Raw genomic sequence first — 25684 nt, 5'->3', positions numbered from 1 at the left:
AGGGGGCGAACGGTCAGCCCGTTCCGGGGGGCGGCGGTGACGTTCCCGGAGGGCGGTCCGGCGCGCCCCCGACCCGGGTGGCCAGCGCCGCGCGGTGGGTGTCCGGGACGGGCAGGACGAGGTCCGTGAGCCGCCAGCCCGGGAGCCGGGCCGGGCGGGGGCCCGCGCCCGTGTGGTCCGCCGCCGTGTCGCGGGTCAGACCGGTGCCGAGGGCCTTGAGATAGGCCTCCTTGCGGGTCCACGCACGGGCGAAGGCGGCCGGCCGGTCCGCGGGGGCGGCGGCGCGGATCTCGTGCGCCTCGCGGGGGTGCAGGGCCCCGGTGACCCGCTCGACGGTGCCCGGCTCCGGCAGCGCCTCCACGTCCACGCCCACCGGGGCCCGGGAGAGCGCGACGAGGCTCACGGCCCCGCTGTGCGCGAGCGAGAACCGCCAGGGGGAGTCCGCGACGGCCGGGGCGCCGTGCGGCCCGCGGGTGAAGCGCACGGCGCCGGGCGCCACGCCCAGGTGCTCGCCCAGCAGCCGGCGCAGGGCCAGGTGCGCGCAGAGGTAGGTCTCCCGGTCGGCCTCGCGGAGGAAGGCGGCGGCGCGGGCCGTCTCCCGCGCGTCCAGGACGTGCAGGGAGCCCGGGACGGTGTGCCGGTAGGCCGCCGTGTCCACCCACCACACGCGGGCCCCGGCCGGTGCGGACAGCTCCCGGAGCACCTCAGCCCCGGTCGGCCGCGAGGAGGGCCCAGATCTCCAGGTCCTGGCGGACCCCGTTGAACGGGAACACCTGGCGCAGGGTGCCCTCGTGACGCATTCCGAGCCGTTCGGCCACCGCGATGCTGCGCTTGTTCGCCGGAGTCACGCGCCATTCGACCCGGGTCATGCCGCGCTCGTCCAGCGCCCACCGCACCAGCCGGTCGGCCGCCCGCGTCACCAGGCCGCGTCCGCCGGCCTCGGGCGAGAGCCACGCGCCCAGTTCGCACACGCCCGACGGCACGTCGAAGGTGCGGAACAGGGCGCCGCCCTGGAGTTTTCCGTCCAGCCAGATTCCGAATATCCGTCCTTCATCTCGTGCTTGCCTTTCGGCGTAGGCCTGAAGCCACTTACGGGCGGATTCCGAATCGGTGATCGCATGGGCCCAGGGCAGCCAGGGGCCGAGGTGTTCCCGGTCGCGGTCGACGTACTCGGCGAACTCGACGGCGTTCCACGGCTCCAATGGCCGGAGTTGTGCGTTCTCGTCGAGCGGGTGGCCGAAAAGTGTCACCGGTAGCCTCCAGTATGCCGGATTTCAGGGGCATGTACCGGCCGCTCAACCCGGTCGGAGAAGTACCCCGCGTACGGCTCCCATGGTACGGGCGGACCGGAAACCGCCCGGCCGGTCCATCCCGGCATGTCCGTTTAATCCGCCCGCACGAACATGCGCTGCGCAGGCGTGCGGATCGAATGCGTTGCCCGCAATCCCCGGCGGTGCGCACGATGGCGACGTTCCGAAAACAAACCCCACTCGGAGTCTTCACGGCTCCTCGAAAAAGGGATTGACGAAGACATGCGCAAGCGCCTCACCCAGATTCTCGGCACGACGACGGCAGCCCTCATCCTCGCGGCCCTCCCGCTCGTCTCCTCGGGAATGCAGGCAGGGCACGGCGGTTCCGGTTCCGACGTCAACGTGCTCGCCGACCACGGCTGGGGATCCCCGAAGCCCTAGCGGCACCCGCCTCGGCTCCGGAACCTCTGCAGAAATGGGGACTTGCTGTGTCGGACGCAGCCAACGTGCATGACATCGTGGCGCACTGGGTCGAGCGCCGGCCGGACGGCTGCGCCGTCCGCGCACCCGAAGGCGCCGAAGAGCTCTCGTACCAGGAGCTCTGGCGGCGGGCGGGCTGGCTGGCCGCGGATCTGGCACGGCGCGGGGTCTCCCCGGGCGACCTGGTCGCGGTCGCCCAGGACCGGTCGGTCGACCTGGTCGTCACCTTCCTCGGCATCCTGCGCGCCGGCGCGGCCTACCTCCCGCTGGACGGCCTGGCCCCCACGAGCCGCCTCGCCGACATCGTGGCCGGGTCGGGTGCGCGGTTCGCCGTGCACGCACCCGGCCGCGGCGCCGGCGCGGGCGGCCGCTGGGCCGACCCCGCCTCCTGGCTGCCCGAGGGCGTCGAAGCGCTGGCGCTCCCCCGTACGGACCCGGGCGCCCCCGTGCCGGTGATCGCCTCGGCCGGCGACGACCCGGCCTACGTCAACTTCACCTCGGGTTCCACGGGACGCCCCAAGGGCGTGGTCGTCCCGCACCGGGCCGTGCTGCGCCTCGCGCTGCGCTCCCGCTTCTGCACCGTCGAGGCCGGCGACCAGGTGGCCAGCGCCGCCAACCCCGCCTTCGACGCCACCACCTTCGAGCTCTGGAACACCCTCACCGCGGGTGCCACCGTCGTCGTCTTCCCCTCCGTCACCGACCTGCCCATCGACGAGTGGACCGCGCTCATCCGCACCGAGCGCATCGACACCATGTTCCTGACCACCTCCCTCTTCCACACCGTGGCGAGGGAGCGGCCCGGCGCCTTCGGCACCCTGCGCAACCTCGTCGTCGGCGGCGAGCAACTGGAACTGACCGCCGTCAACCGCGTGCTGGCCGCCGAGCCGCCCGCCCGGCTGGTCAACGGCTACGGCCCCACCGAGACCACCACCTTCGCCGCCTACTTCGACTGCACCCCCGAGAGCCTGGCCGGTGCGGAGCGCATCCCCGTCGGATACCCGCTCCAGGACACCGCCCTGTACCTGCTCGACGCCGGCCTGAACGAGGTCCCGGCGGGCGAGACCGGCGAACTGTGCGTGGGCGGGCCCGGGGTGGCCCTCGGCTACCTGGGACGCCCCGAGCTGACCGCCGAACGCTTCGTCACCCACCCGGCCACCGGGCAGCGGATCTACCGCACCGGCGACACCGGCCGGCTGCTGCCGGGCGGCGCGGTCGAGCTCTTCGGCCGCAGCGACCGCCAGGTCAAGCTGCGCGGCTTCCGCATCGAGCTGGAGGAGATCGAGCGGTCCGCCCTGGCCTGCGGCCTGGCCGACTCCGCCTTCGTCGAGAAGGTGGGCGAGGGGCCCACCGCCTCCCTCGTCGGCTTCGTCCTGCCCTCCCGCGAGGCGTCCGCCGAGGTCGCCGCGGCCGAGCTGCCCGCCGCCCTGAACCGGCGGCTCGGCGAGACGCTGCCCCGCTACATGCTCCCCGCCCGCTGGCTGGTCCTCGACCGGGTCCCCTTCGGGTCCACCGGCAAGGCCGACCGGGCCCGGCTCCTCGAACTCCTCGCCCCGGCCGCCCCCGCTGCGCCCGCCGCCCCCGAGCCCGCCCCCGACTCCGAGTCCGTGACCGCCGCGCTCGCCGCGATCTGGCAGGACGTGCTCGGCACCGACCGGACCGTGCTCCCCTCCGACAACTTCCTCGACCTGGGCGGCAACTCCATCCTCGCCATGCAGGTCGCCGCCCGCGTCCTCAAGCGGCTCGGCGTGCCGGTGGACGCGGGGGCGGTCCTGCTGTCCGACACCCTCGGCGAGCTGGCCGGCCACGTCGGCGCGGAGACGGGGGAGGTGGCCGTCCCGTGACGCGCCCCGCCCTCCCGCTCTCCTTCGCCCAGGAGCGCATGTGGTTCGTCGACGCCGCCGCGCCCGGCAACCCCACGTACAACGTCCCGCTCTTCTTCCGCTCCCGCGACCGGATCGACGTGCTCGCCCTCAGCCGCGCGCTGGGCGCGGTCGTCCTGCGCCACGAACCGCTGCGCACCGTCTTCCGGCTGGACGGCGGACGGCCCGCCCAGAACGTCCTGGACCCGCTCCCCATCGCCGTCGAGACCGTCGACCTCGGCGGGGTGCCGGACGCGGAGTCGGTGGCCCGCGAGGCCGCCCTGGCCCGCGGCCGCGCCCCCTTCGACCTGGCCGAAGGGCCGCTGCTGCGGTGCACCGTGTGGCAGGCGGTGCCCGGCGGCGACGCCGTCCTGCTCACCGTCCACCACATCGCCGTGGACGGCTGGTCCCTGGCCCCGCTCTTCGACGACCTCGCCCTCGCCTACACCGCCGAACTGGCCGGAGCCCCGGCCACCTTCCCCGAACTGCCCACCACCTACGCCGAATTCGCCGTACGCGAGCGGTCGGCCGAGGCGGAACCGGAGCTGCGCCGCGCCACCGGGACCCGGGTCGCGGAACTGCTGGAGCTGCCCCCCGGCCTGGCCCTCGCCGGCCGCGCCCCCGGGGCCGCCTCCCCCGAAGGGACGCGGCCGGGCCGGCAGTACACCCGTACCGTCCCCCGCTCTGTCCACGCGCACGTCGCCGACCTGGCGCGCTCCCTGCGCGTGACCCCGTACGTCGTCCTGGGCGCGGCCGTGCAGACGGTCCTGCACCGCTGGTCGGGCCGCAGCGACTTCCTGCTCGGCACGATGACCGCAAACCGGCTCCACCCCGACCTGGAGGAGCTGGTCGGCTTCTTCGTCAACACGGTGCCGCTGCGCTGCCGGGTGGACGCCGCCGGATCCTTCGCGGACCTGTGCGCCGCCGCCCGCCGCGAGGCCTTCCGCTCCCTGACCCACCAGCGCATCCCCTACGACCGGCTCACCGCCGCCGTCACCCGGGCGCGCGGAGCCGGACAGCGGGCCCTGGTCGACATCGGCTTCGTCTACCAGAACACCTCGGCCCCGCGCACCGCCGGCGGCCGCTGGTCGGCGCCCGCCGTGCTGCCCACCGGCACGGCCAAGTTCGACCTCCTGCTGATCCTGGAGGAGACGCCCGACGGGCTGTCCGTCACCGTCGAGTACGACACCGACCGCTATCCCCCCGAGACGGCCGCTGCCGTCGCCGACGGCCTCGCGGACGTGCTCGCCCACGCCGTCAAGGACCCGACGGTCCCCCTGGCCGAGCTGCCCGCCCTGCCCGGCGAGCCCGCCCCCGGGGCCCTGCCGCCCCTCCCCGGGCTCCCGCCCCTCGCGGCGCCCGGACCCGCCGCCGGAGCCGCCGACGGCGCACCCGCGCTGACCGCCCCGCAGGCGCGGGCCGCGGACCTGTTCGCCGCGGCCCTGAGCGACCGGGCCGGCGCAGGACCCGCGGCGGCGGAGCTGGCGCCCGGCGCCGACTTCTTCGCCCTGGGCGGCCACTCGCTGCTGGCCGTGACCATGCTGGCCGAGGCCAAGCGCCGCCACGGCCTCACCGTCTCGCCCCGCGACTTCCTGCCCGACCCGACGGTCGCCGGGCTGGCCGCGCTGCTCGCCGCGGCGGAGGCCGACGCCGAGGCGCGCGCCGGGAACGCGCCGGGCACCGGAGCCGCGGGCCCGGACGGCGCCCCCGCGGTGGCCGCGCCCGTCGCGGACGACGAGTCCCACCCCGCCTCCCCGGTGCAGCAGCGGTTCTGGTTCCTCGACCGGCTCCCGTCGCTCCGCTCGGCCTACCTCATCCCCACCGTCGTCGAGTACGCCGGCCCGGTGGACCGGGAGGCCCTGCGGGCCGCCGTCGACCTGGTGCTCGCCCGGCACCCCGCCCTGCGCTCGCTCTTCCACCTCGACCGCCGCAAGCGCCAGGTGCACTACACCACGGCCGGCACCCCGGCCGTCTGCGGCCTCGGCGACGCCGTGGACTGGAGCGCCGCCCGGCTGCGCGGCCACCTGTCCGGGCTCTGCTGGACGCCGGTCGACCTGGCCCGGGAGTCGCCCGCCCGGGCCGAGGTCATCGGCCTCGGCGCCGAACGGACCCTGCTCGTCCTGGTGGTCCACCACATCGTCGCCGACGGCTGGTCCCGGGACCTGCTGCTCGCGGAGATCGCCACGAGCTACCGGGCCCTGCGCGCCGGCGACGAACCCGAACTGCCCGTGCCCGTCCACCCCGCCACCGTGGCCGCGGCGGACCCCGGGGCCGGCGCCGACGCGTCGGGCGCGCGGGCCGCCGCGGTCCTGCTGGAGCACCTGCGCGGGGCGCCCAACGACATCGCCCTGCCGCACGACTGGCCGCGCGGCGAGCTCCAGACCACCGACGCCGGCCTCTGCGCGGTCCGGCTCGACCCCGGCGTGGCCGCGCGGCTGCGGGCCGTCACCACCGACGAGCTCGGCTGCACCCTGTTCATGACCGCCGCCGCCCTGCTCGCCGTGGCGCTGGCCCGCGGCAGCGGCCAGCGGGACTTCCTCTTCGCCTTCCCCTGGGCCGGCCGGGAGGCCGCCGCCAGCACCGAGGCGGTCGGCATGTTCGTCAACACCCTCGTGCTGCGCGTGGACCTGCGCGACGACCCCACCTGGCGCGAGCTGCTCGCCAGGGTCCGCGACAGCAGCACGGTCTCCTACCGCCACGCCCAGGTGCCCCTGGACACGCTCGCCGCCGAACTGCACCCCGACCGCGACCTGAGCCGCCCCTCCCTGACCCCCGTCTACCTGAGCGCCCAGACCGGCGTCCCGGCGCCCCCGCCGCTCGACGGGGCCGCCACCGGCCACTACCGGCCGCTCGATCCGCTCTACCTCAAGTACGAGCTCGAACTCGTCGCCACGGAGAGCGCCGACCACGAGGTGGAACTGGCCGCCTCCTACGCCACCGACCTGTTCGCGGCGTCCACGGTGGGCGACCTGCTCGCCGAGGTGGCCGCCGCCGCCGGTGACCTGGCCGCCGATCCCGCGTCGCACCCACTCATCAGGAGAACACCGTGAACAACACCGTGGCCGACAGCACCCAGGCCCCGACCGAGGCCGACCTCCTCCCGCGCGTGCGCCAGGCCTGGGCCGAGGTGCTCGACCTGGACACCGCCGACGAGGTCCCCGAGGACGTCAACTTCCTCGAAGCGGGCGGCAGTTCACTGCTGCTCATCATGCTCTGGGAGGAGCTCCACCCGCTGACCTCCCGCACGCTGAAGGTCTCCGACCTGTTCCAGCACAGCACCGTCCGGGCGCAGGCCGCCCTGCTCGCCGACCCCGCCGGCGCGGACGCCGCACTCGCGGAGCTGGGCGCCCGCAACCGCGGCGGCCTGCTCGGCCGTGCCCGCCGCGAACAGCTCGTATCCGAGTAACAGGAAGCGGAACCATGACGAACAGCACTGACATCGCGGTCATCGGCGTCGGCCTGCGCTACCCGGACGCCACCACCCCCGAGGAGTACTGGCGCAACATCGACCGGGGCGTCGTCTCCATGCGGGAGATGTCCCCCGAGCAGCTCCAGGCCGCCGGCGTGAGCGCCGAGATGCTCGCCGACCCCGCCTTCGTACGGGTCGCCACCACGCTCCCCGGCGTCGCGGACTTCGCCTCCGAGTTCTTCGGCTACCCGCCCCGCGAGGCCGACACCATCGACCCCCAGCAGCGGATCTTCCTCGAAGCCGCCTGGGAGGCCCTGGAGGCCGCCGGCCACCCCGTCCGCAAGGACGGCCCGGTCGTCGGCGTCTTCGCGGGCAGCGCCGCCGGCAACTACTCGGCCGCGCTCCTGGCCGCCAAGGCCCGCGAGTCCGGCCTGCGCGCCGCCGTGGACGACCTCGAACTGACCGTGGGCGGCCAGGCCGACTTCATGACCTCCCGCGCCGCCTACAAGCTCGGCCTGCGCGGCCCCGCCGTCAGCCTCCAGACCGGCTGCTCCTCCTCGCTGTACGGCGTCCACTACGCCACCCTCAGCCTGCTCTCCGGAGAGTGCGACATCGCCCTCGCCGGTGGCGCCACCGTGCTGGAGCCCTTCCGCGGCTACCGCCACCAGCCCGGCGGGGTGCTCTCCGAGGACGGCTACTGCCGCTCCTTCGACGCCTCCTCCACGGGCACCACATACAGCTCGGGCGTCGGCGTCGTCGCCCTGCGCCGGCTCGACGACGCCCTGGCGGACGGCGACAACGTCCTGGCCGTGATCAAGGGCAGCGCGGTCGGCAACGACGGCGGCGACCGGCTGGGCTTCATCGCCCCGAGCCCCAACGGCGTCGCCGACGTGATCGCCGCCGCCCTGCGCACCGCCGACGTGCCCGCCGAACTGCTGCGGTACGTCGAGGCGCACGGCACCGCCACGCCGGTCGGCGACAACATCGAACTGATCGCCCTCACCAAGGCGTTCCGCGCCACCACCGACAAGAGCGGCTACTGCGCCCTCGGCTCGGTCATGTCCAACATCGGCCACACCGGACCGGCCGCCGGCATCGCCGGCTTCATCAAGGCCGTCCACGTCGCGCGCACCGGCAAGATCCCGCCGCACCCCACCTTCGAGCGGCCCCGCGACCCGGGCATCCTCGACGACAGCCCGTTCTTCGTCACCACGGGCGCCGAGCGGACCACCGACGCCGACCGGCACGTACTGGTCAACTCGATGGGCGTCGGCGGCACCAACGCCGCCGTGGTCCTGGCCGCCCCGCCGGAGCCGCTCCGCGCCCCCGCCCCCCGCCGCGACACCGTACGGCTCGTCCTGTCGGCCCGTACCCGCGCCGAGCTGGACCAGCAGTCCCGCCGGCTGGCCGACGCCCTCGACGAGGGCGAGTTCGACGCCGCCGACGTCGCGCACACCCTGCGCGTCGGCCGCGCCGCCTTCACCGAGCGCCGCGTGGTCACCGCCCCGGCCGGCCGGCTGGCCGCCGCCCTGCGGATGCCGCGGCCTCCGGCCGTACGGACCGAGCGGTCCGCCCCGCGCCGCCCGGTGCTCGTCCTGCCGCCGGCCGACGGGACGCCCGCGCCGCTGGTCGACGCGCTGGCCGACGGGCTGCGTGCGACGCTGCCCGAGCTGGCCGACGTGCTGACCGGACCGGCCGGGACCCTGCCCGACGGACGCTTCCCGATCCTCGTCGGCCACGGAGAAGCGGGCCGCGAGCGCCACCTCGTCCGCCTCCCCGAGCGGGAGGAGGAGGTCGCCGACCTCCTCGACGAGGCCCTCACCGCCGCCTGGCTGCACGGCGTCGAGGTCGACTGGGCCGCCGCCGCGGGCCGCACCGGCCGCCGCGTCGCACTGCCCACCTACCCCTTCACCCGCAAGCGGCACTGGGCCCTGGACCGGCTGCCGGCCTTCGACGGCCCGCTCCTGCCCGCCGCCCCGGCCGCGGCCGCCCCCACCGCGCCCGCCACCGGGGAGGCCGGCGTCCTCGAAGCCGAGCTGACCGCCCTGTGGCGGGAGCTGTTCGGCCTGGACACCATCGGCGTCGACGACGAGTTCGGCTCCCTCGGCGGCACCTCCCTGCTGTCGGTCCAGATGGTCCTGGAGATCCAGCAGCGCCACGGCGTACTGATCAACATCCACCGCGCCGGCGGCAGCCAGGCCACCATCCGCCGCCTCACCACCATCGTGCACGGGCTCAAGAACGGTGCCGGGCTCGGCGACGAGGAGGTCGACCCGGCGGCCGACGGCGACGGCGCCCTGGTCGACGCGGACCTCCAGATCCCGCTGGAGCCGCTGGCCAAGGAGACCGCGCCGGGCCGCGACGTCCTGCTCACCGGCGCCACCGGCTACCTCGGCGCCTTCCTCCTCGACGAGCTGCTCGCCGCCTCCAAGGGGCGCGTCTACTGCGTCGTACGGGCCGCCGACGAGGCCGAGGGCATGGCACGGCTCCAGGCCGCCGCCCGCAAGTTCGACCTGCCGGAGCCGGACGCCGCGCGCGTGCACGTGGTCCCCGGCGACCTGCGCGACATCGGCGCCGTGGTCCGCGCCTACCGCGGCGGCGAACTCGCCACCCGCATCGGCCACGTGCTGCACTGCGCGGCCAAGGTCGTCTTCACCGAGCCCTACCGGATGCTGCGCGAGGACAACATCCTCCCGCTGGTCGACCTCCTCAACTGGATGCGCCCGCTCGGCATCCGCGACGTCAGCTTCATCTCCACCGTCGCCGCCACCGCCCCCGCCGGAGCGGACGGGCAGCTCATGGAGACCCGCGAACAGCCCCTGGACCCCCAGCTCGGCGGCTACGGCGTCAGCAAGTGGGTCGGCGAGCGCATCCTGGAGCGCGCGGACCAGGACGGCATGCGCGTCCGGATCTTCCGGCCCGGCCTGATCATGGCCTCCAGCAAGACCGGCGCCTGCAACGACAAGGACCTCATCTGGTTCCTGCTCGCCAGCGGCCTGGTCGTCGGGGCCCGCCCGGTCGACGACCGCGGCATGCCCGTCTCCCCGGTGGACGTCCTGGCCCGCGCGGTGGCCGAACTGGCCGTGTCCACCCGCTCCGTGGGACGCGCCTACCACCTGGTCGACGAGATCTCGCCCAGCCTGGAGGACCTCTTCGAGGCCCTCCACGAGGCCGGCCTGCCCACCCGCACCGTCACGCTGACCGAATGGCAGCGGCTGGTCGCGGTACAGGCCAAGGCCACCGGCAGCAAGGTCCTCTCCGCCACCGCCCTCTACGAGATGGAGGGCCACGAGCTCGACGAGGCCGGCGTACAGGCCCGGGGCTGGCAGCCGTGGCTGCGCCGCAGCGGACTCTCCCCGGCCGTCACCGGCGAGCAGCTGCGAGCCGGTCTGGCCTTCCTGGCGCAGCGGGCCGAGGACATCGGCGTCCTGCTGCCCGAACTCGCGGCCGCCGCCGCGGGCACGTCCGCGGACCCCGAGGAGGACAAGTGAGCGACGACACCGCGCCGGACGGCGCGCACGCCCCCGCCCACCGCCTGGCGGTGATCGGCGCCGGCGTCATGGGCACCGGCATCACCACCCTGGCCGTCGGCCGCGGACTGCCCGTGGTGCTGGTGGACGTGGACGAGGACATCCTGGACCGGGCCCGCGCCAACGTCGCCAACCAGCTGCGGCTGGCCCGGATGATGGGCAAGCTGCCCCGCGACGGTGCGACCGGCGAGCTGGTGACCACCACCCGCATCGAGGACATCGCCGGAGCCACGGCCGTGGTCGAGGCGGTCACCGAACTGGCCCCGCTGAAGGCCAAGGTGCTGGCCGAGGCCTCGGCCGCGGTGGCCCCGGGCACGCTGCTGATCTCCAACACCTCCGCCGTCCCCATCGACGAGCAGGCGGACTCGGTGCTGCGGCCCGAGGACCTGGCGGGCATCCACTTCATGAACCCGCCCTACATGATCCACACCGCGGAGCTCATCCGCGGCCCGCGCACCGGCGAGGCCGCGCTCGCCGCGGCGGGCAGGCTGCTGGCCGACCTCGGCCAGAACGGCGTGGTCGTCGGCGACGGGCCCGGCTTCGTGATCAACCGCATCCTGCAACGGATGATCAACGAGGCGGCGCGGATCGTCGCCGAGGGCATCGCCCCCGCCGCCTCCGTCGACGCGGCCTTCGAGGGCTGCCTGGGCCACACCACCGGCCCGCTCGCCACCGCCGACCTGATCGGCCTGGACAACGTGGTGGATTCGCTGCGCGTGCTCCACGAGCGCACCGGAGACGCGGGCTACGAGCCCTGCGCGCTGCTGCTGGACAAGGTCACCGCGGGTGACTTCGGCCGTAAGACCGGCCGTGGATTCTACGAGTACGGAGGACACGCGTCATGAGCACCCCGACGACCCCGGCGGACACCACCGAGGCGATCCGCGCGACCCTCTCCGCCTTCCTGGAGCAGCGCACCCGCACGGCCGTCGGGCCCGACGTGGACCTGTTCGCCACCGGCCTGGTGACCTCCCTGTTCGCCATGGAGCTGCTGGTCCACGTCGAGCAGTCCTTCGGCGTCCAGGTCGGCGGCCAGGACCTCACGCTGGACAACTTCCGCAGCGTGGACCGGATGACCGCGCTCGTCCTGCGGCTGCGGGGTGGTACCGGTGAGTGAGGCGCAGGTGCTCCCCCCGCCCCTCGCCGAGCTGGAGCGGCTGGCCACCGACCTCGTCGGCGACCGGGCCGAGGGCTGGGACACGGCCGGCCGGCTGCCGCTGGACGTGCTGCGCGAGCTGGGCACCAAGGGCGTGCTGTGCGGCCAGGTGCCGACCTCGTACGGCGGCCTGGGCCTGAGCAGCACGGTCAACGGCGAGCTCACCGCCCACGTCGGCTCCCTGTGCTCCTCCGTGCGCAGCGTCATGACCTCCCAGGGCATGGCCGCCTGGACGGTCGAGCGGTTCGGCGCGGAGGAGCAGAAGGCCGTCTACCTGCACGAGCTCACCTCGGGCCGGCTGGCCGGCGTCGCCTTCAGCGAGCGGGGCGCCGGCAGCGACCTCGGGGCGATGGGCACGACCATCCGCAAGGACGGCGACACGGTCGTCATCGACGGCAGCAAGGTGTGGGTCACCGTCGGCGCGTACGCGGACTACGTGGTCGTCTTCGGGCGCTACGAGCAGGGCGCCGCGGCCGTGCTCGTCCCCACGGACGCCCCCGGCGTGAGCGTGGAACGGGTGGCCGACCCCCTGGGCTGCCGGGCCGCCGGCCACGCCGACATCCGGCTCGACTCCGTGACGCTGCCCGTCGACAGCCTCCTCGGCGGGGCGGGCCTGCCCGTCGACTGGCTCGTCACCTCGGCCCTGACCTTCGGCCGCGTCTCCGTGGCCTGGGGCTGCGTGGGCATCCTGCGGGCCTGCCTGCGCGCGGCCTGCGGACACGCGGCCACCCGGGAGCAGTTCGGCTCGCCGCTCGCCGGCCACCAACTGGTCGCCCGGCACCTCGCCGAGCTGCACGTCGCCCAGGAGGCCGCCGCGCGCTGCTGCGAGCAGGCGAGCCGCTGCTGGGACGAGGGGCGGCCCGAGCTGGTGACGGCCGCCGTCACCGCGAAGCACCTGGCCGCGGGCAACGCGGCCCGCGGCGCGGCCACGGCCGTGCAGGTGCTGGCCTCGGCCGGCGCCCGCGACGGCGGCCCGGTCGCCCGCGCCTACCGGGACGCGAAGCTCATGGAGATCATCGAGGGCAGCAACGAGATCAGCCAGCTGCTCCTGGGCAAGCACGCCCTGGCGGTGTGGTCATGAGCCGCGCACCCGGCGCCGGCGACGCCATCGGCATCGGCGCGGTGCACTGCCTCCTCCCGGACGTGCGCACCCCCGTCGAGGAGCTCCCCGAGTTCGCCGCGCTCGCGCACGAGGAGGCCGAGTTCGTCCGGGGCAGCGGCATCGCCACCGTCGGCGTCCTGGAGGACCGCACCTCGGGCGACCTCGCCGCCGAAGCCGTCCGCGGACTGCTCGACGGCCGGGACGGCACCGCCCCCGGCGGCCGGCCGGACACCCTGATGCTGGTGGGCCCGCGCGCCCCCGACGTCCTGCTGGGCTCCGACGCCTGCCGGGTGCAGGCCGAGGCCAAGCTCGACGGCGCGTTCGCGTTCACCGTCGACGGGCTCGGCTGCACCGGCTCCAGCGCGGCCTGGGCCCTCGGCCGGGACCTGCTGCTCGCCGACCCCGGCCGGCAGGGCGTCGTCATCGCCCACGGCAGCCGCCCCACCGGCCTGGACCGGGTCCGCTTCCCGGTCACCGTGATCGGCGACGGCGCCTACGCGATGACCCTGGTGCGCGGCGGACGGCCGGTCCTGCGGTCCCACCGCATGGAGACCGACGGCACCTTCCACGACCTCTTCCGGGTCGACTACAAGCAGGTGCCGTACTACGAGTGGCGCGAGGAGTGCCAGTCTCCGGACCGCTACCGCTTCGAGCTGGCGATGCACAGCCGGGTCCGCCTCGGCCGGATGGTCGACGAGGTCCTCGCCGAGGCGGGCGTCGACAAGAAGGGCGTCGCCGCGACGCTCATGCAGAACGTCACCTCCAGCGCCTACCAGTTCTACGAGGCCCTCCTCGGCCTGCCGATCCACCCCGTCTGCAACGAACACCTCACCCGCTACGGCCACCTGGGCGCGATGGACGTCGTGCTCAACCTGGACCGGCTGCTCGCCGGAGGCGAACTCGCCCCCGGGGACCTGGTCCTCGTACTCAACAACAGCCCGGTCGCCGCCTGGGCCGTGACGCTGTGGGAGGTGTGACCGTGCCGGAAGCCGCCGCCCCGACCGTGAGAGACGCAGTGAACACAGACGCACCGAACCCGACCGAGTCCGCGACGACCGCTCCCGAAGCGGCCGAGGCGGCCGGGACCCCCGTCAAGGCCGTCAAGTGCCTGGTCTGGGACCTGGACAACACCCTGTGGGCCGGCACGCTGCTGGAGGACGGCGAGGTCGTGCTGTCCGACGCGGTGCGCGAGGTCATCGCCGCCCTCGACGAGCGCGGCATCCTCCAGGCCGTGGCCAGCAAGAACGACCACGACCACGCCTGGGAGCGGCTGGAGAAGCTCGGGGTCAGCGAGTACTTCGTCCTCCCGCACATCGGCTGGGGCCCCAAGTCGCAGTCCGTGCGCAGCATCGCCGAGCACCTGAACTTCGCCCACTCCACCATCGCCTTCATCGACGACCAGCCGGCCGAGCGCGCCGAGGTCAACCACCACCTCCCCGAGGTCCGCTGCTACCCGGCGGAGCAGGTCGCCGAGCTGACCGGCCTGCCCGAGTTCAGCCCCGTCACCACCGCCGACTCCCGCCGCCGGCGGGAGATGTACCAGTCGGGCTTCCGCCGCGAGGCCGCCCGCGAGGAGTACGGCGGCGCCGACGAGGAGTTCCTGCGCACCCTCGGCCTGGTCATGACCATCGGCCGGGCCGCGGAGGCGGACCTCGCCCGGGTCGAGGAACTCACCCTGCGCACCAGCCAGATGAACGCCACCGGGGTCCACTACGGCGACGAGCGGCTGCGGGAACTGCTCGCCGACCCCGGCCACGAGGTCCTCGTCATCTCCCTGCGCGACCGCTTCGGCGACCACGGAGCCGTCGGCATCGTCCTGCTGGAACGCCGCCCCGGCCTCTGGCACCTCAAGCTGCTCGCCACCTCCTGCCGGGTGGTCTCCTTCGGCGCGGGCACCGTCATCCTGCGCTGGCTCATCGGCCAGGCCGCCGCCTCGGGGGTGCACCTGAGCGCCGACTTCCGGCGCACGGAACGCAACCGGATGATGGAGGTCGCCTACCGCTTCGCCGGGTTCACCGGCAGCGACTGCGGCTGCCTGGCGGAGCAGGCGGCCCTGGCCGCCCGGCCCGGCAGCGGCCGAGAGGACATCGAGCTGCTGCACATCGAGCCCGCGCCGCAGGAGCTGCCCACGACCATGCGCGTGGACGCCCCGGACCTGGCCGTCCCGGCCGCCGTGGAGGCCCCCCGTGGCTGACGCCGAGGACCGCACCCTGTACGAGTGGTTCGACCGCTCGGCCGCGCTCCACCCGGACGAGCCGGCCCTGGAGGCGGGCGGCGCCCGCCTGACCTACGCCGAGCTGCGCCGGGCCGCCGAGAGCGTCGCGGCCCGGATCGTGCTGGCGCACGGCGGCGTGCCCGAGCGGATCTCCGTGATGGCGACCCGCAGCGTCGCCGTCCTCGCCGGCTACCTGGCCGCCCTGCGGCTGGGTGCCACCGTCACCCCCGTCAACCCCGCCTTCCCGGCCCAGCGCAACCGCATGATCTGCGAGTTGGCCGGGGCCGAGGTGCTCGTCGTGGACGCCGCCGACGCGGGACAGCTCGACAAGGAGCTGTCCGGCGTCGTCCGCACCGAACTGCGGCTCGACGCCGACGAGGTGGCCGCCGCCGGACGCGCCGCGGACCGGGACACCGGGGCCGCCGCCGGCGCCGGCCTCCCGGAGGGCGGGCTGCCCGCCCGCACCGCGGCCCCGGACGACGTGGCGTACGTGCTGTTCACGTCGGGCTCGACCGGCCGCCCCAAGGGCGTGCCGATCCGCCACCGCAACCTCGCCCCGTACATCGCGCACAACATCGAGCGCTACGGCATCGGGCCCGGCTGCCGGATGTCCCACACCTTCGACCTGACCTTCGACCCCTCGGTGTTCGACCTGTTCGTCACCTGGGGCGCCGGCGCGACCCTGGTCGTCCCGGGCCGGGCCGAGCTGCTGTCGCCCGTCGACTACCTCGTGGACAACCGGATCACCCACTGGTTCTCCGTGCCCTCGGTGGTCTCGGTCAGCGCCGAACTGGGCAGCCTGCCCACCGGCCGCGTCACCGAGCTGCGCACCAGCGTCTTCATCGGCGAGCAGCTCAGCTACGACCAGGCCCGCGCCTGGCGGGCCGTGGCGCCGGCGGCGGCCATCGAGAACGTCTACGGACCGACCGAACTCACCGTCGCCTGCACCGAGTTCGCCCTTCCGGCGGACCCCGGCGCCTGGCCGGCCACCTCCAACGACACGGTGCCGATCGGACCGGTCTACGGGTTCCTCGACCACCTCGTCCTCGACGAGGACGGACGCCCCGCCGAAGAGGGCGAGCTGTGCGTGCGCGGCTCCCAGCGCTTCGACGGCTACCTGGACCCCGCCGACAACCGGGGCCGCTTCCTGAGCCACGGCCCGGACGGCGCCACCGCGTACGACGGCGAAGGCCCCCTGACCCCCGCGCACTACTACCGCACCGGAGACCGGGTGCGCCGGGAAGCGGGCCACCTCGTCCACCTCGGCCGCCTGGACAACCAGATCAAACTGCGGGGCTACCGCATCGAACTCGGCGAGATCGAGGCCGCGATGCGGCGCCACCCCGACATCGGCCAGGCCGTCGTCATCGCCCTCACGCGCGAGGACACCGTCGAACTGGTCGGCTGCCACACCGGCGGCCCGATCGAGCCGAACATCCTCGGCCGCTGGCTGCGCAAGCACGTACCCGTGCACATGGTCCCCCGCCGCTTCCAGCACCTGGACACCCTGCCGCTCAACCCCAACGGCAAGGTCGACCGGCCCCGCATCACCTCGGAACTGCTCGCGCGCGACACCGCGACGGCCGTCCGAGCCTCCCGCTAAGGAGCCTCGATGTCCCTGCTCACCGACATAGTCCCGCCACCCGGCATCGTCCGCACCCTGTGCCTGAGCAACCTGGCGAAGACCGCCGGGCACGGCATCCTGATGTCCGTCAGCGTGCTGTTCTTCACCCGCACCGTGGGCATCCCCGCCGAGCAGGTCGGACTGGCGCTGACCATCGGTGCGGCCGTCGGCATGGCCGCGAGCATCCCCGCCGGACGCCTGGCCGACGTCATCGGCCCGCGCAACACGACGGTCGGGTTCCTGCTGCTGCTCGGCCTGTTCGTCGGCGCCTACGGGTTCGTCGACAGCTTCATCGGCCTGGCCGTGGCCACCAGCCTCGCGCTGATGGCCGAGTCCTCGACCGACGCGGCGCGCGGCGCGCTCATCGCCGGACTCATCCCGCAGAAGGAACGGGTCCGCGCCTGGTCCTACATGCGGGCCGTCAGCAACCTCGGCGTCTCGCTCGGCGCCGCGGCCGGAGCCGTCGCGCTCTGGTTCGACAACCGGCCCGCCTACGTGGGCCTGCTGATCGCGGGCGGTGCGATGTTCGTCATCGCGGGCCTCGCCTACCTGACCGTGCCGCAGGTGGAGCCGGTCCCGCGCGAGGCGCAGGGCCCCAAGTGGGTCGTCCTGCGCGACCTCCCCTACGCCACGGTCGCCCTGCTCAACTCCGTCCTGGTGATGAACGTCGCCATCCTCACCGTGGCGCTGCCCATCTGGATCACCACCCAGACCTCGGCCCCCAAGTGGCTGTACTCGGTGATCCTCATCCTCAACACGATCATGGTCGTGCTGTTCCAGGTGCGGGCGAGCAAGGGCAGCGACGAGGTGAGCGGCGGCGCCCGCACCCTGCGCCGCTGCGGCATGCTCCTCGCCGTCTGCTGCGGCCTCTTCGCCCTGGCCGCCGGGCAGCCCGCCTGGCTCGCGATCGTGCTCCTGCTGGCCGGGGCCGCGGTGCACGTGGTGGGGGAGATGTTCTACAGCGCGGGTTCCTGGTCCCTGGCGTTCGGCCTGGCCCCGGACCACGCCCAGGGCCAGTACCAGGGCATGTTCGGCATGTCCACGCAGCTCGGCTCCGTGGTGACCCCGGCGCTGGCCACCGTACTGATCGTGCGCCTGGGCTGGCCCGGCTGGCTGGTCTTCGCCGGCCTGCTGCTCGCCGCGGGCCTCGCCGCCCCGGCCGTCGCGGCCTGGGCCGAGCGCACCCGCCAGCCCGCCCCCGCCGTCGCCCAGCCCGCATAGACCGCCCGGAGAACCCGATGGACTTCAGCCTCTTCTACTTCGCCAACGACAGCACCGAGCGGGACGCGAACCGGTACGAACTCCTGATGGAGGGAGCCCGGTTCGCCGACCGCAACGGCTTCTCCGCCGTCTGGACCCCGGAGCGGCACTTCCACCCCTTCGGCGGGCTCTACCCCAACCCCGCCGTCACGGGAGCGGCCATCGCCGCCGTCACCGAGCGGATCGGCATCCGGGCCGGCAGCGTGGTGGCCCCGCTGCACCACCCGCTGCGCATCGCCGAGGAGTGGTCGGTCGTCGACAACCTCTCCGGCGGCCGGGTCGGACTGTCCTTCGCCTCCGGATGGCACGCCACGGACTTCGCGCTCCGCCCCGAGAACTACGAGAACCGCCGGACCATCCTGCTGGAGCAGGTGGAGCAGGTCCGCGCGCTGTGGCGGGGCGAGACCATCCCCGTCACCGACGGCGTCGGCACCGCACGGGAACTGGGCATCTACCCGCCCCCGGTCCAGCCCGAGCTGCCCGTCTGGGTGACCAGCGCCGGCGGCGTCGAGACCTTCCGCAACGCGGGCCGGGCGGGCGCCGGGCTGCTGACCCACCTGCTGGGCCAGGACCTGGACGACCTGGCGTTCAAGATCTCCGAGTACCGCAAGGCGATCGCGGAGCAGGGCCGGACCGACGGCTGGACCGGCCAGGTCGCGCTGATGGTGCACACCTTCCTCGGCGAGGACGAGGACACCGTCCGCGAGGCCGTGCGGCAGCCGCTCGGCGACTACCTGCGCAGCTCGCTGGGGCTGCTGCTGGGCTCGCAGCTCGACGGTCGCCGGATCGACGCCTCGAAGCTCGCCCCCGAGGACATCGACTTCATCGTGGCGCGCTCCTTCGACCGCTACTTCGACGACGGCGGCCTGCTCGGCACGGTCGACAAGGCCCGCTCCACGGTGGCCCGCTTCGAGGAGATCGGCGTCGACGAGGTCGCCTGCCTCATCGACTTCGGGCTCCCCACCCGGTCCGTCCTGGAGAGCCTGCGGCACCTCGACACGCTGCGCGAACTCGCCGGCCGACCGCACGTACAGCCGTGACCAGCGGAACAAGAACGACGAAAGCGAATGGGACCGTGGGTGGCATAGTCGACTTCGAAGTCCGTTTCCCCTCCTCTCGCGCGCGCGTGCAGGACATGCACGCCGACTCCGGGGTGTCGGTCGCCGACATCCTGGCGGTCACGCACACCGCCGAGTTCCCCGCCCTGGGAGAACACGAACAGGCCTGGGAACTGGCCGCCGAGGCGGCCCGCGCCGTCCTGGCGCGCACCGGGGTCTCCCCGGACGACATCGGCCACGTCATCTACGCGGGCTCGGGCGAATGGGACCTGCCCTTCTGGTCCCCGGCCGCCAAGGTCGCCGGTGAACTGGGCATAGGCCGGGCCCACTGCTTCGAGGTCGCCAACTTCTGCAACGCCGGCATGACCGCCGTGCGGACCGGCCTGAACGAACTCGCGCTGGGCGCCGCCCCGTACGCGCTCGTCCTCATCGGCGACCGGCTCAGCCGGCTGGTCGACTACACCGACCCGGACTCCAAGGCCCTGTTCAACTTCGGCGACGCACCGGCCGCGGTGCTCCTGGGCCGAGAGGACTGCGCCTTCGAGGTGCTGACCTCCTCCATGCGCACCGACCCGTCCTGGGCCGACTACTACTCCGGGGACCTGGAGGACTCCCAGGTCCTCATGCGCCGCCGCGGCCGCCGCCAAGGGCTCGGCGACGCCTACCTGGAGAACTTCCCGGCCCGCGTCGACGACGTCCTCACCGCGCTGGGCCGCACGCTGTCCGACGTCTCGTACTTCCTGATCAACCAGGGGGACAAGGGCATGCACGAGCGGCTGCTCGACCGGCTCGGCCTCCCCGCCGAGCGGAGCGTCTTCAGCTACGACCGGCTCGGGCACATGGGCGGATCGGACCTGCTCATCGCCCTGCGGGAACTCACGGACCACAAGCGCCTGGAGACCGGCGACCTGCTGCTGCTCGCCAGCAGCGGCATGGGGTTCACCTGGGGCGTCACCGCGGTGGAGTACCGGGGCCGATGAGCGTCGACGCGTCCGCCGCGGCGGGCCCCAAGGACCTGCGGGCCCGGCTCGCCCCGGTGCTCCCGCCCGACGGGACCCGGCCGCGCCGTCCGCGGGCCGGCTTCACGCTGGTCCTGCTGCACCACGCCGGCGGGTCGGCGGCCTCCTTCGCACCCTTCGCCCACCGGTTCCCCGCCGACTGGGACGTCCTGGCGGTCGACCTCCCCGGCCGGATGATGGCCACCGGGGAGCGGGGCTGCCGTTCGACGGGGGAGGCGGTCGACTGGCTGGCCCCCCGGCTCCTGCCGCTGCTCGACGGCCCGTACGCGGTGTTCGGCCACAGCATGGGCGCGCTCGTCGCCTACGAGCTCTCCCGCCGGCTCTCCGGGCAGGGGGCGCCGCCCGTGTGGGTCGGCCTGTCCGGTGCGCCCGCTCCCGGACACCGCCCCGGACACGACCGCCGCGACCTGTGGCCGCGGGAACGGCTGGTCGGGTTCATGCGCGAACTGGGCGGCACCCCCGAGGAGGTGCTCGCCTTCCCCGACGTGGTGGACCTGATGGTCCGGGTGCTGCGGGGGGACCTCGCCGTCGTGGACACCTACCGGGAGCACCCGGGCCCGCCGCTCGCCTGCCCGGTCACCGTCTTCACCGGTGCGGACGACCCCGTGGCCACCCCCGCCATGACCGCTCCCTGGAGCGGCCGCACGACGGCGGCCACCACGGCCTGTGCCTGGCCCGGCGGCCACTTCTACCTCTTCGACCATCCGGACGGAGTCGCCGCGCGCATCACGCGGGACGTCGCCGGCGCCACCGGCCGGCCGGTCCGCTCAGCCGGTGTGGAAGCCGCCCTGTCCGCACGGACAGCCGGGGCCGGCCGGCTCCTGGTCGCCGAGTAAGCCGTGGGTCGCGATCAGATAGCCGAGCTGGGCCCGGCTGGCGCTGCCGAGCCGACGGGAAATGCGGCTGATGTATTCCGCGACGGTGCGGCGGCTGATGCCGAGTCCGCGCGCGATCTTCTCTTCCGTGTGCCCCGCGACGAGAAATCTCACGATGCTCTGCTCGATTTCCGAGACGACCGCTTCGGGGCGCTTGCTGACCCCGGGATCGACGGGTGTGCCGCGGGCCCAGGTGTACTCGAATACGTTCGCCAGGAACCAGACGATCACCGGGTCGCGGACCTCCAGTGCCTCGTCCGGGTACTCCGAACTCGTCGGTATGTAGGCGACTTTCCGATCGCAGATGATGAGCCGGTCGAACATCTCATCAACGGTTCTTATGTTTCCGCCCGCTTCGGCGACTTTTCTGATGTATTCGGCGGTGGGCGGGTGCGTCCACACGGCGTGCTGATAGAGGGTGCGCTGGGCGACGCCCCGGTCCAGCAGTTCGAGGTTGCGGCGCACGACGGTCGCCAGGATCTGCGGCGGCCGGCGGCCGCCGGGCTGGGCGGTGAGCAGCTCGGACTGGCAGGCGGTGACCGCCGCGTCGATGGTCCGGGCGATCAGGTCGCCGCCGCGCAGGATGCTGGAGGAGGGCAGCTGTCCGGCTCGTGCGGCCCGGAAGACCTCGTCCGCCGACTCGAAGGACTGGGCGAGGGTCTGCAGATTGCGGCGTCCGGCCGCGATCTCCTCCTCGATGGGGGCCATCGCCCGGCTGGCGGCGACGGTCGGGACCACCGGCGCGAGCCGCTCCGGGTCGCCCGGGACGGGTTCGAGGAGCCCGAGCTCCACGGCGCAGCGGACGGTCGGCTCAGCGGGGACGGACCCCGCGGTGACGGCTTCCTGGTAGCGCAGGAGGCCGGTGTCGCAGAGTCCAGGTCGGCAGATCTCGTTTTCGCACCCGTTATATCCCATTTGCCCTTCCAGCATGATCATGCATTGCGCATACATGTTAGGGCGGAGCGTTGTAGTGGCAACCCCCGGCGGAAATCATTGTGGGGGATTTAACTGCTGCCCGGCCGAGCCCGGCGCCGGCAGATTTCTTCGCGTGGCGTACACCCGCGCAGACGGATCCACGAATAAGGGTAGGCAATGACTCATACCGTTCACAGTGCAGAGTTCCGTACGGCCGTGGCGCGACTGAGTGTGCCCGGAATGGGTACGGAAGTCGTCGGTCCGCTTCTCGCGAATCTCGTGCAACTCCTCAGGCCCGAGCGCGTACTCGAAGTCGGCATGGGCTACACGACCCCGTTTCTCGCCGGCGCGCTCGCCGAAGCCGAGGAAACCGTCGCGGCCGAGTCGTTGGCGCTGGCCGCCAAAACCCGCGGCCACCTCGACGGCGGGGAGCAGCTCAACGACGACTGGCTGCTCGCGAACCCGCCGCTCGTCTCCCCGGCCCTGCACCTGGAGCCGTACCGCCCGCGGCTGGTGGCCATCGACAACCTGTCCATCGCGGACTCCTCCGCCGGCCGGGTCCACGAGGTGCTCACCGAACTCGGCCTCGACGACCGGGTCACCGTGGTCAACGCAGACCTCCGGGACTCCCTCGACCGCCTTCCCGAGGACTTCGCCCCCATCGACTTCGCCTGGGTCGACGCCTGGGAGTGCCTCTACTTCTTCGACCACTTCTGGGAGCTGATCAACCCGGACGGCGGCCTGGTCGTCATGCACTACCTGATGACCTACCCCGAGGGCGACGCACTGCTGCGCTACATCGAGCAGTTCCAGCGCGCCCACCCCGGCGAGCTGGAGGTCGTCAACCTCCTGGAATCCCAGAAGCTCATGCAGAACAGCATCACCGTGCTGCGCCGCACCACCGCCGCCAAGAACCGGCGCTACGCCGGCCGCGGCGGCAAGGTCAAGTACACGGACGAGCTGCTCAGCGACGCCAAGCGCCACGTCGAGCTCGTCGCGCGCGCCGGCGGGCCCGTACCGGCGCACGGCTGACGGGGTGCGCGGGACAGCAGTGACGCGCACGCCCGGCGACGTCGCGACGCGGAACTTCACCTTCGTGCTGGGCAGCGCCCGCAGCGGCGGGAACACGGAGGCCCTGGCCCGCCACGCGGCCGGCGGCCTCCGCCCGGACACCGGCCGCACCTGGCTCCGGCTCCACGACCTGCCGCTCCCGGAGTTCACCGAACCCGGGCCGGGCGACGGGCGCCCCGCACCCCGGGGCAACGAGAAGCTGCTGCTGGACGCGACGCTGGGGAGCACGGACCTCGTCGTCGCCTCCCCGCTCTACTGGTACAGCGTGTCCGCGGCCACCAAGCTCTACCTCGACTACTGGGCGCTGTGGATGGGCCTGCCGGACGTCGGCTTCCGGGAGCGCATGCGCGGCAAGACGCTGTGGGCGGTCACCGCCTACGCCCGGGGGGAGGCACGGGACACCGACCCGCTGACCGGGATGCTCCGGCAGACCGCCGACTACCTCGGCATGCGCTGGGGCGGCGCCCTCCTGACGCGGGCCGGCCGGCCCGCCGACCTGGAGGGGGACCCGGCCGTTCTCCGGCGCGCCGCCCGGTTCTTCGGCGATCCCGGCTGAACCCGGCCCGGGGGCCCCGGGCCCCCGGGCCCGGCTCACGCCTGGGCCAGCAGCGGGTCGTACGCCCGCGACCGCCGACGGCCCGACATGAAGGACAGGAAGTCCTTGACGAACGCGCCGCGCGCGTACGTCCCGTCGGCGTCGGCCGGGTCCCGGTGGAAACCGGTGCGGAACAGTGCCCGGTACTCCTCGGCGTCGATCGACCCGTCGCCGTCGGCGTCCGCGGCGTCGAACAGCACGTCCGCGAGCCTGATCAGCGCCGGCCCGGCGAGACCCGGCGCCGCCGCGGCGTACTCCTCGGCGCTCACCCGGCCGTCGCCGTCGGCGTCCAGTGCCCCCTGGAGCTCCTTCCACCACGCGGCGAACGCGGCGTACAGCCGGGTCTCTTCGGGCTCGTCCAGGTCGAGCCGGCCGGAGAGCTCGCGGGCCATGGCCGCCAGGTCGGGCCAGTCGAGGTGGCCGTCGCCGGTCTGGTCCAGCACCGTTCGGAAGAACTCCTCGGCCGTGCGCCCGCCCGCGGCGGCTCCGGCCGGCCCGGGCTGCGCGGGGATCGGCGTGATCAGCCGGACCAGGGCGGCGGCCCGCTTGATCCCGTCGCGGACCGCCGAGACCGTCCGGGCGCGCGGGTCGTCGCTGTCGGGCGACAGGGTCAGCAGGCCGGCGAGCGCCTCGGTCCGGATCCAGCCCTCGGGCAGGAAGCGGGCGAGACCGACGGTCAGGTAGGCGCCCTGCGTCAGCGTCCGGGCCCCCGGGATGTCCGGCAGCCCGGCCTTGCGGCGCAGGGACTCCGGGAGGGAGGCGACGGTGACGGCTCCGATGACCGGCCCCGCCAGGGCCCGGCCGGCGGCCCACACGGTCGGCATGCCCTCCAGCACCGCAGGTGCGGGCAGGTGGTCGAACAGCTTGTAGAGGATGATGCGCAGCGCCTCGGTGTTCTCCAACTCCTCGTCGACCACGCGGTCGTAGTACGGCCAGAACTCCTGCAGCGTGGGCGGAAGGCGGCCCGCCCCGTCGTCCAGGGCCGCCAGGAACGCCTGGAACTCGGCGTACAGGCGCTCCATGGTGGTCTGGTCGAGGGGCTGTCCGCTCAGCCGGCACATGGTGACCGAGCTCTCGAAGAGGGTGGCCACCACCCACGCCCGCACCCGCGGGTCCATCGCGTCGTACGGCCGGTCCCGGGCATCGGTGCCGCTCAGGCGCGCGTGCAGCCGGTTGAGGCGGGCCGCTTCCCGTTCCCGCACCGCGTCGTCGGTGCCGAACATGCGCCGGAGGCTCACCAGCGTGTTGTGCAGCCGCCGCCACGGGTGCGCCACGAAGGTGGAGTTGTCGATCAGCGCGGCGCCGATCTGCGGATGGGCCGCCTCCAGCACGGTGGCCCGGACCATGGCCAGGGCCCAGCGCGGGTCGTTGAAGAAGCCGTGGAACTCCGAACCCGGGCCGAACAGCGGCGGGACGTCGGGTCGGGGATCGGTGGTGTTCACGCTACGGGTGCTCCGTTCACGGCCGGTGTGACGCCGCCGAACCGGCGGTCGCGCTGTCGATAGGCGTGCAGGCACTCCACGAAGTGCGTCGCGCGGAAGTCGGGCCACAGGACCTCGGGGAAGATCCACTCGGCGTAGGCGACCTGCCACAGCATGAAGTTGGAGATGCGCTGCTCCCCGGAGGTCCGGATGACGAGGTCCACGTCGGGGGTGTCGGGGAAGGGGAGGTGGGCCGCGAAGGCCTCCTCGGTCAGCGCGTCGGCCGGAGCCCCGCTCCTGATGAGCGAGCGGGCCGCCTCGACGATGTCCCGGCGGCCCCCGTGGTCGAACGCCACGGTCAGGGTCATGCCCCGGTTGGCCCCGGTCAGCGTCGTCAGGTCCTCGAAGTCCCGCGCCAGCGGCGCCGGGATCCGGGAGTCCGACACGCCCAGGAAGCGGCAGCGGATGCCCCGGGCGTGCAACAGCGGCGCGTGCTTGCGCACGACGCTGCGCACCAGGTGCATGAGGAAGTCGACCTCGCCGCGCGGGCGTCCCCAGTTCTCCGTGGAGAAGGCGTACAGGCTCAGCCAGCGCACGCCGGCCGACCGGGCCGCCTCGATGACCTCGATCACCGTCGTCTCGGCCGCACGGTGACCCGCGGTCCGGGGCAGCGAGCGGTGCGCCGCCCACCGGCCGTTCCCGTCCATCACGCACGCGACGTGGCGCGGCACCTCCCGGCGCCCGCCCCCGTCGGCCGCGTCCGGTGCCCGTCCCTGCGACGGCAGCCGGACACCGGCCCCTCCTCCACCCTGCACGCGCAGCCTTCCGTCGCCCCGGCGCGACCA

The 25684-nt window shown here is 73.9% G+C and carries 22 protein-coding genes; 17 read left to right on the top strand and 5 right to left on the bottom strand.

The genetic code is table 11. From position 1 onward, the window contains the following. Window positions 1-13 precede the first annotated feature (13 nt). Both CP968_RS05690 and CP968_RS05685 read right to left on the bottom strand, forming a co-directional pair. Window positions 14-703 carry a 4'-phosphopantetheinyl transferase family protein gene (locus tag CP968_RS05690; RefSeq protein WP_150516946.1) on the bottom strand — a complete coding sequence of 230 codons (690 nt, stop codon included), beginning with the start codon at window positions 701-703 and terminating at the stop codon, window positions 14-16. A gap of 1 nt (window position 704) precedes the next feature. Beyond that, the gene (locus CP968_RS05685; protein ID WP_150516945.1) at window positions 705-1250 is read right to left on the bottom strand and encodes a GNAT family N-acetyltransferase; all 546 of its coding nucleotides are present in this window, start codon (window positions 1248-1250) and stop codon (window positions 705-707) included. A gap of 282 nt (window positions 1251-1532) precedes the next feature. On the opposite strand from CP968_RS05685, the gene CP968_RS34020 reads away from it, so the two are divergent. The 15 genes from CP968_RS34020 (at window position 1533) to CP968_RS05615 (ending at window position 20798) form a co-directional block, all read left to right on the top strand. Then, complete coding sequence (locus CP968_RS34020; protein ID WP_167536766.1) at window positions 1533-1691, top strand: hypothetical protein; 159 nt, start codon at window positions 1533-1535, stop codon at window positions 1689-1691. Window positions 1692-1756: 65 nt separating this feature from the next. Further along, window positions 1757-3571, top strand: coding sequence for a non-ribosomal peptide synthetase (locus tag CP968_RS05680; RefSeq protein WP_208835980.1), 1815 nt, complete (start codon window positions 1757-1759; stop codon window positions 3569-3571). Then, window positions 3568-6639, top strand: a complete 3072-nt coding sequence (locus CP968_RS35315) for a condensation domain-containing protein (protein ID WP_150516943.1) — start codon at window positions 3568-3570, stop codon at window positions 6637-6639. The genes CP968_RS05680 and CP968_RS35315 overlap by 4 nt, the downstream gene beginning before the upstream one ends. Continuing rightward, window positions 6636-6995, top strand: coding sequence for an acyl carrier protein (locus CP968_RS05670; protein ID WP_208835979.1), 360 nt, complete (start codon window positions 6636-6638; stop codon window positions 6993-6995). Before CP968_RS35315 ends, CP968_RS05670 begins: the two co-directional genes overlap by 4 nt. Before the next feature lie 14 nt (window positions 6996-7009). Then, window positions 7010-10489 (top strand): thioester reductase domain-containing protein, encoded by a 3480-nt coding sequence (locus CP968_RS35310; RefSeq protein ID WP_150516942.1) that lies wholly within the window; start codon window positions 7010-7012, stop codon window positions 10487-10489. Continuing rightward, on the top strand, window positions 10486-11373 hold the full coding sequence (locus CP968_RS05660; protein WP_208836024.1) for a 3-hydroxyacyl-CoA dehydrogenase family protein: 888 nt from the start codon (window positions 10486-10488) through the stop codon (window positions 11371-11373). Before CP968_RS35310 ends, CP968_RS05660 begins: the two co-directional genes overlap by 4 nt. After that, entirely contained in the window at window positions 11370-11645 is a 276-nt protein-coding gene (locus CP968_RS05655; RefSeq protein ID WP_150516941.1) for an acyl carrier protein, read from the top strand. The genes CP968_RS05660 and CP968_RS05655 overlap by 4 nt, the downstream gene beginning before the upstream one ends. A gap of 31 nt (window positions 11646-11676) precedes the next feature. Further along, window positions 11677-12765, top strand: coding sequence for an acyl-CoA dehydrogenase family protein (locus tag CP968_RS05650; protein WP_150521743.1), 1089 nt, complete (start codon window positions 11677-11679; stop codon window positions 12763-12765). Further along, window positions 12762-13763 (top strand): 3-oxoacyl-[acyl-carrier-protein] synthase III C-terminal domain-containing protein, encoded by a 1002-nt coding sequence (locus CP968_RS05645; protein WP_150516940.1) that lies wholly within the window; start codon window positions 12762-12764, stop codon window positions 13761-13763. Before CP968_RS05650 ends, CP968_RS05645 begins: the two co-directional genes overlap by 4 nt. 131 nt (window positions 13764-13894) lie before the next feature. Then, window positions 13895-14980, top strand: a complete 1086-nt coding sequence (locus CP968_RS05640; RefSeq protein WP_229886268.1) for an HAD-IIIC family phosphatase — start codon at window positions 13895-13897, stop codon at window positions 14978-14980. Continuing rightward, the gene (locus CP968_RS05635) at window positions 14973-16604 is read left to right on the top strand and encodes an amino acid adenylation domain-containing protein (RefSeq protein ID WP_150516938.1); all 1632 of its coding nucleotides are present in this window, start codon (window positions 14973-14975) and stop codon (window positions 16602-16604) included. The genes CP968_RS05640 and CP968_RS05635 overlap by 8 nt, the downstream gene beginning before the upstream one ends. Before the next feature lie 9 nt (window positions 16605-16613). Next, window positions 16614-17846: an MFS transporter gene (locus CP968_RS05630; protein WP_150516937.1), complete on the top strand. Its 1233-nt coding sequence runs from the start codon at window positions 16614-16616 to the stop codon at window positions 17844-17846. Between the two features lie 17 nt (window positions 17847-17863). Continuing rightward, window positions 17864-18925, top strand: coding sequence for a MupA/Atu3671 family FMN-dependent luciferase-like monooxygenase (locus CP968_RS05625; protein WP_150516936.1), 1062 nt, complete (start codon window positions 17864-17866; stop codon window positions 18923-18925). A gap of 95 nt (window positions 18926-19020) precedes the next feature. Then, window positions 19021-19923 carry a 3-oxoacyl-ACP synthase III family protein gene (locus CP968_RS05620; protein WP_229886265.1) on the top strand — a complete coding sequence of 301 codons (903 nt, stop codon included), beginning with the start codon at window positions 19021-19023 and terminating at the stop codon, window positions 19921-19923. After that, window positions 19920-20798, top strand: coding sequence for a thioesterase II family protein (locus CP968_RS05615; RefSeq protein ID WP_150516934.1), 879 nt, complete (start codon window positions 19920-19922; stop codon window positions 20796-20798). The genes CP968_RS05620 and CP968_RS05615 overlap by 4 nt, the downstream gene beginning before the upstream one ends. Here the strand turns inward: CP968_RS05615 and CP968_RS05610 are convergent. Beyond that, window positions 20730-21773, bottom strand: a complete 1044-nt coding sequence (locus CP968_RS05610) for a helix-turn-helix transcriptional regulator (protein WP_167536765.1) — start codon at window positions 21771-21773, stop codon at window positions 20730-20732. The genes CP968_RS05615 and CP968_RS05610 overlap by 69 nt on opposite strands. A 258-nt stretch (window positions 21774-22031) precedes the next feature. Between CP968_RS05610 and CP968_RS05605 the strand changes: the two genes are divergently transcribed. After that, a complete protein-coding gene (locus CP968_RS05605; protein WP_229886218.1) occupies window positions 22032-22784 on the top strand; it encodes a class I SAM-dependent methyltransferase in 753 nt (250 codons plus the stop codon). A 19-nt stretch (window positions 22785-22803) separates the two neighbouring features. Continuing rightward, complete coding sequence (locus tag CP968_RS05600) at window positions 22804-23379, top strand: flavodoxin family protein (RefSeq protein ID WP_150516931.1); 576 nt, start codon at window positions 22804-22806, stop codon at window positions 23377-23379. Window positions 23380-23414: 35 nt separating this feature from the next. Here the strand turns inward: CP968_RS05600 and CP968_RS05595 are convergent, their stop codons facing one another. Beyond that, window positions 23415-24860: an oxygenase MpaB family protein gene (locus CP968_RS05595; protein WP_229886216.1), complete on the bottom strand. Its 1446-nt coding sequence runs from the start codon at window positions 24858-24860 to the stop codon at window positions 23415-23417. Continuing rightward, window positions 24857-25624 carry a polyprenyl diphosphate synthase gene (gene uppS, locus CP968_RS05590; RefSeq protein ID WP_268253268.1) on the bottom strand — a complete coding sequence of 256 codons (768 nt, stop codon included), beginning with the start codon at window positions 25622-25624 and terminating at the stop codon, window positions 24857-24859. The genes CP968_RS05595 and uppS overlap by 4 nt, the downstream gene beginning before the upstream one ends. Between the last annotated feature and the right edge of the window lie 60 nt (window positions 25625-25684).

The organism is Streptomyces subrutilus (assembly GCF_008704535.1).
GTDB classification, from domain to species: Bacteria; Actinomycetota; Actinomycetes; order Streptomycetales; family Streptomycetaceae; genus Streptomyces; species Streptomyces subrutilus.
This window is presented reverse-complemented; position numbering and strand designations above follow the sequence as displayed.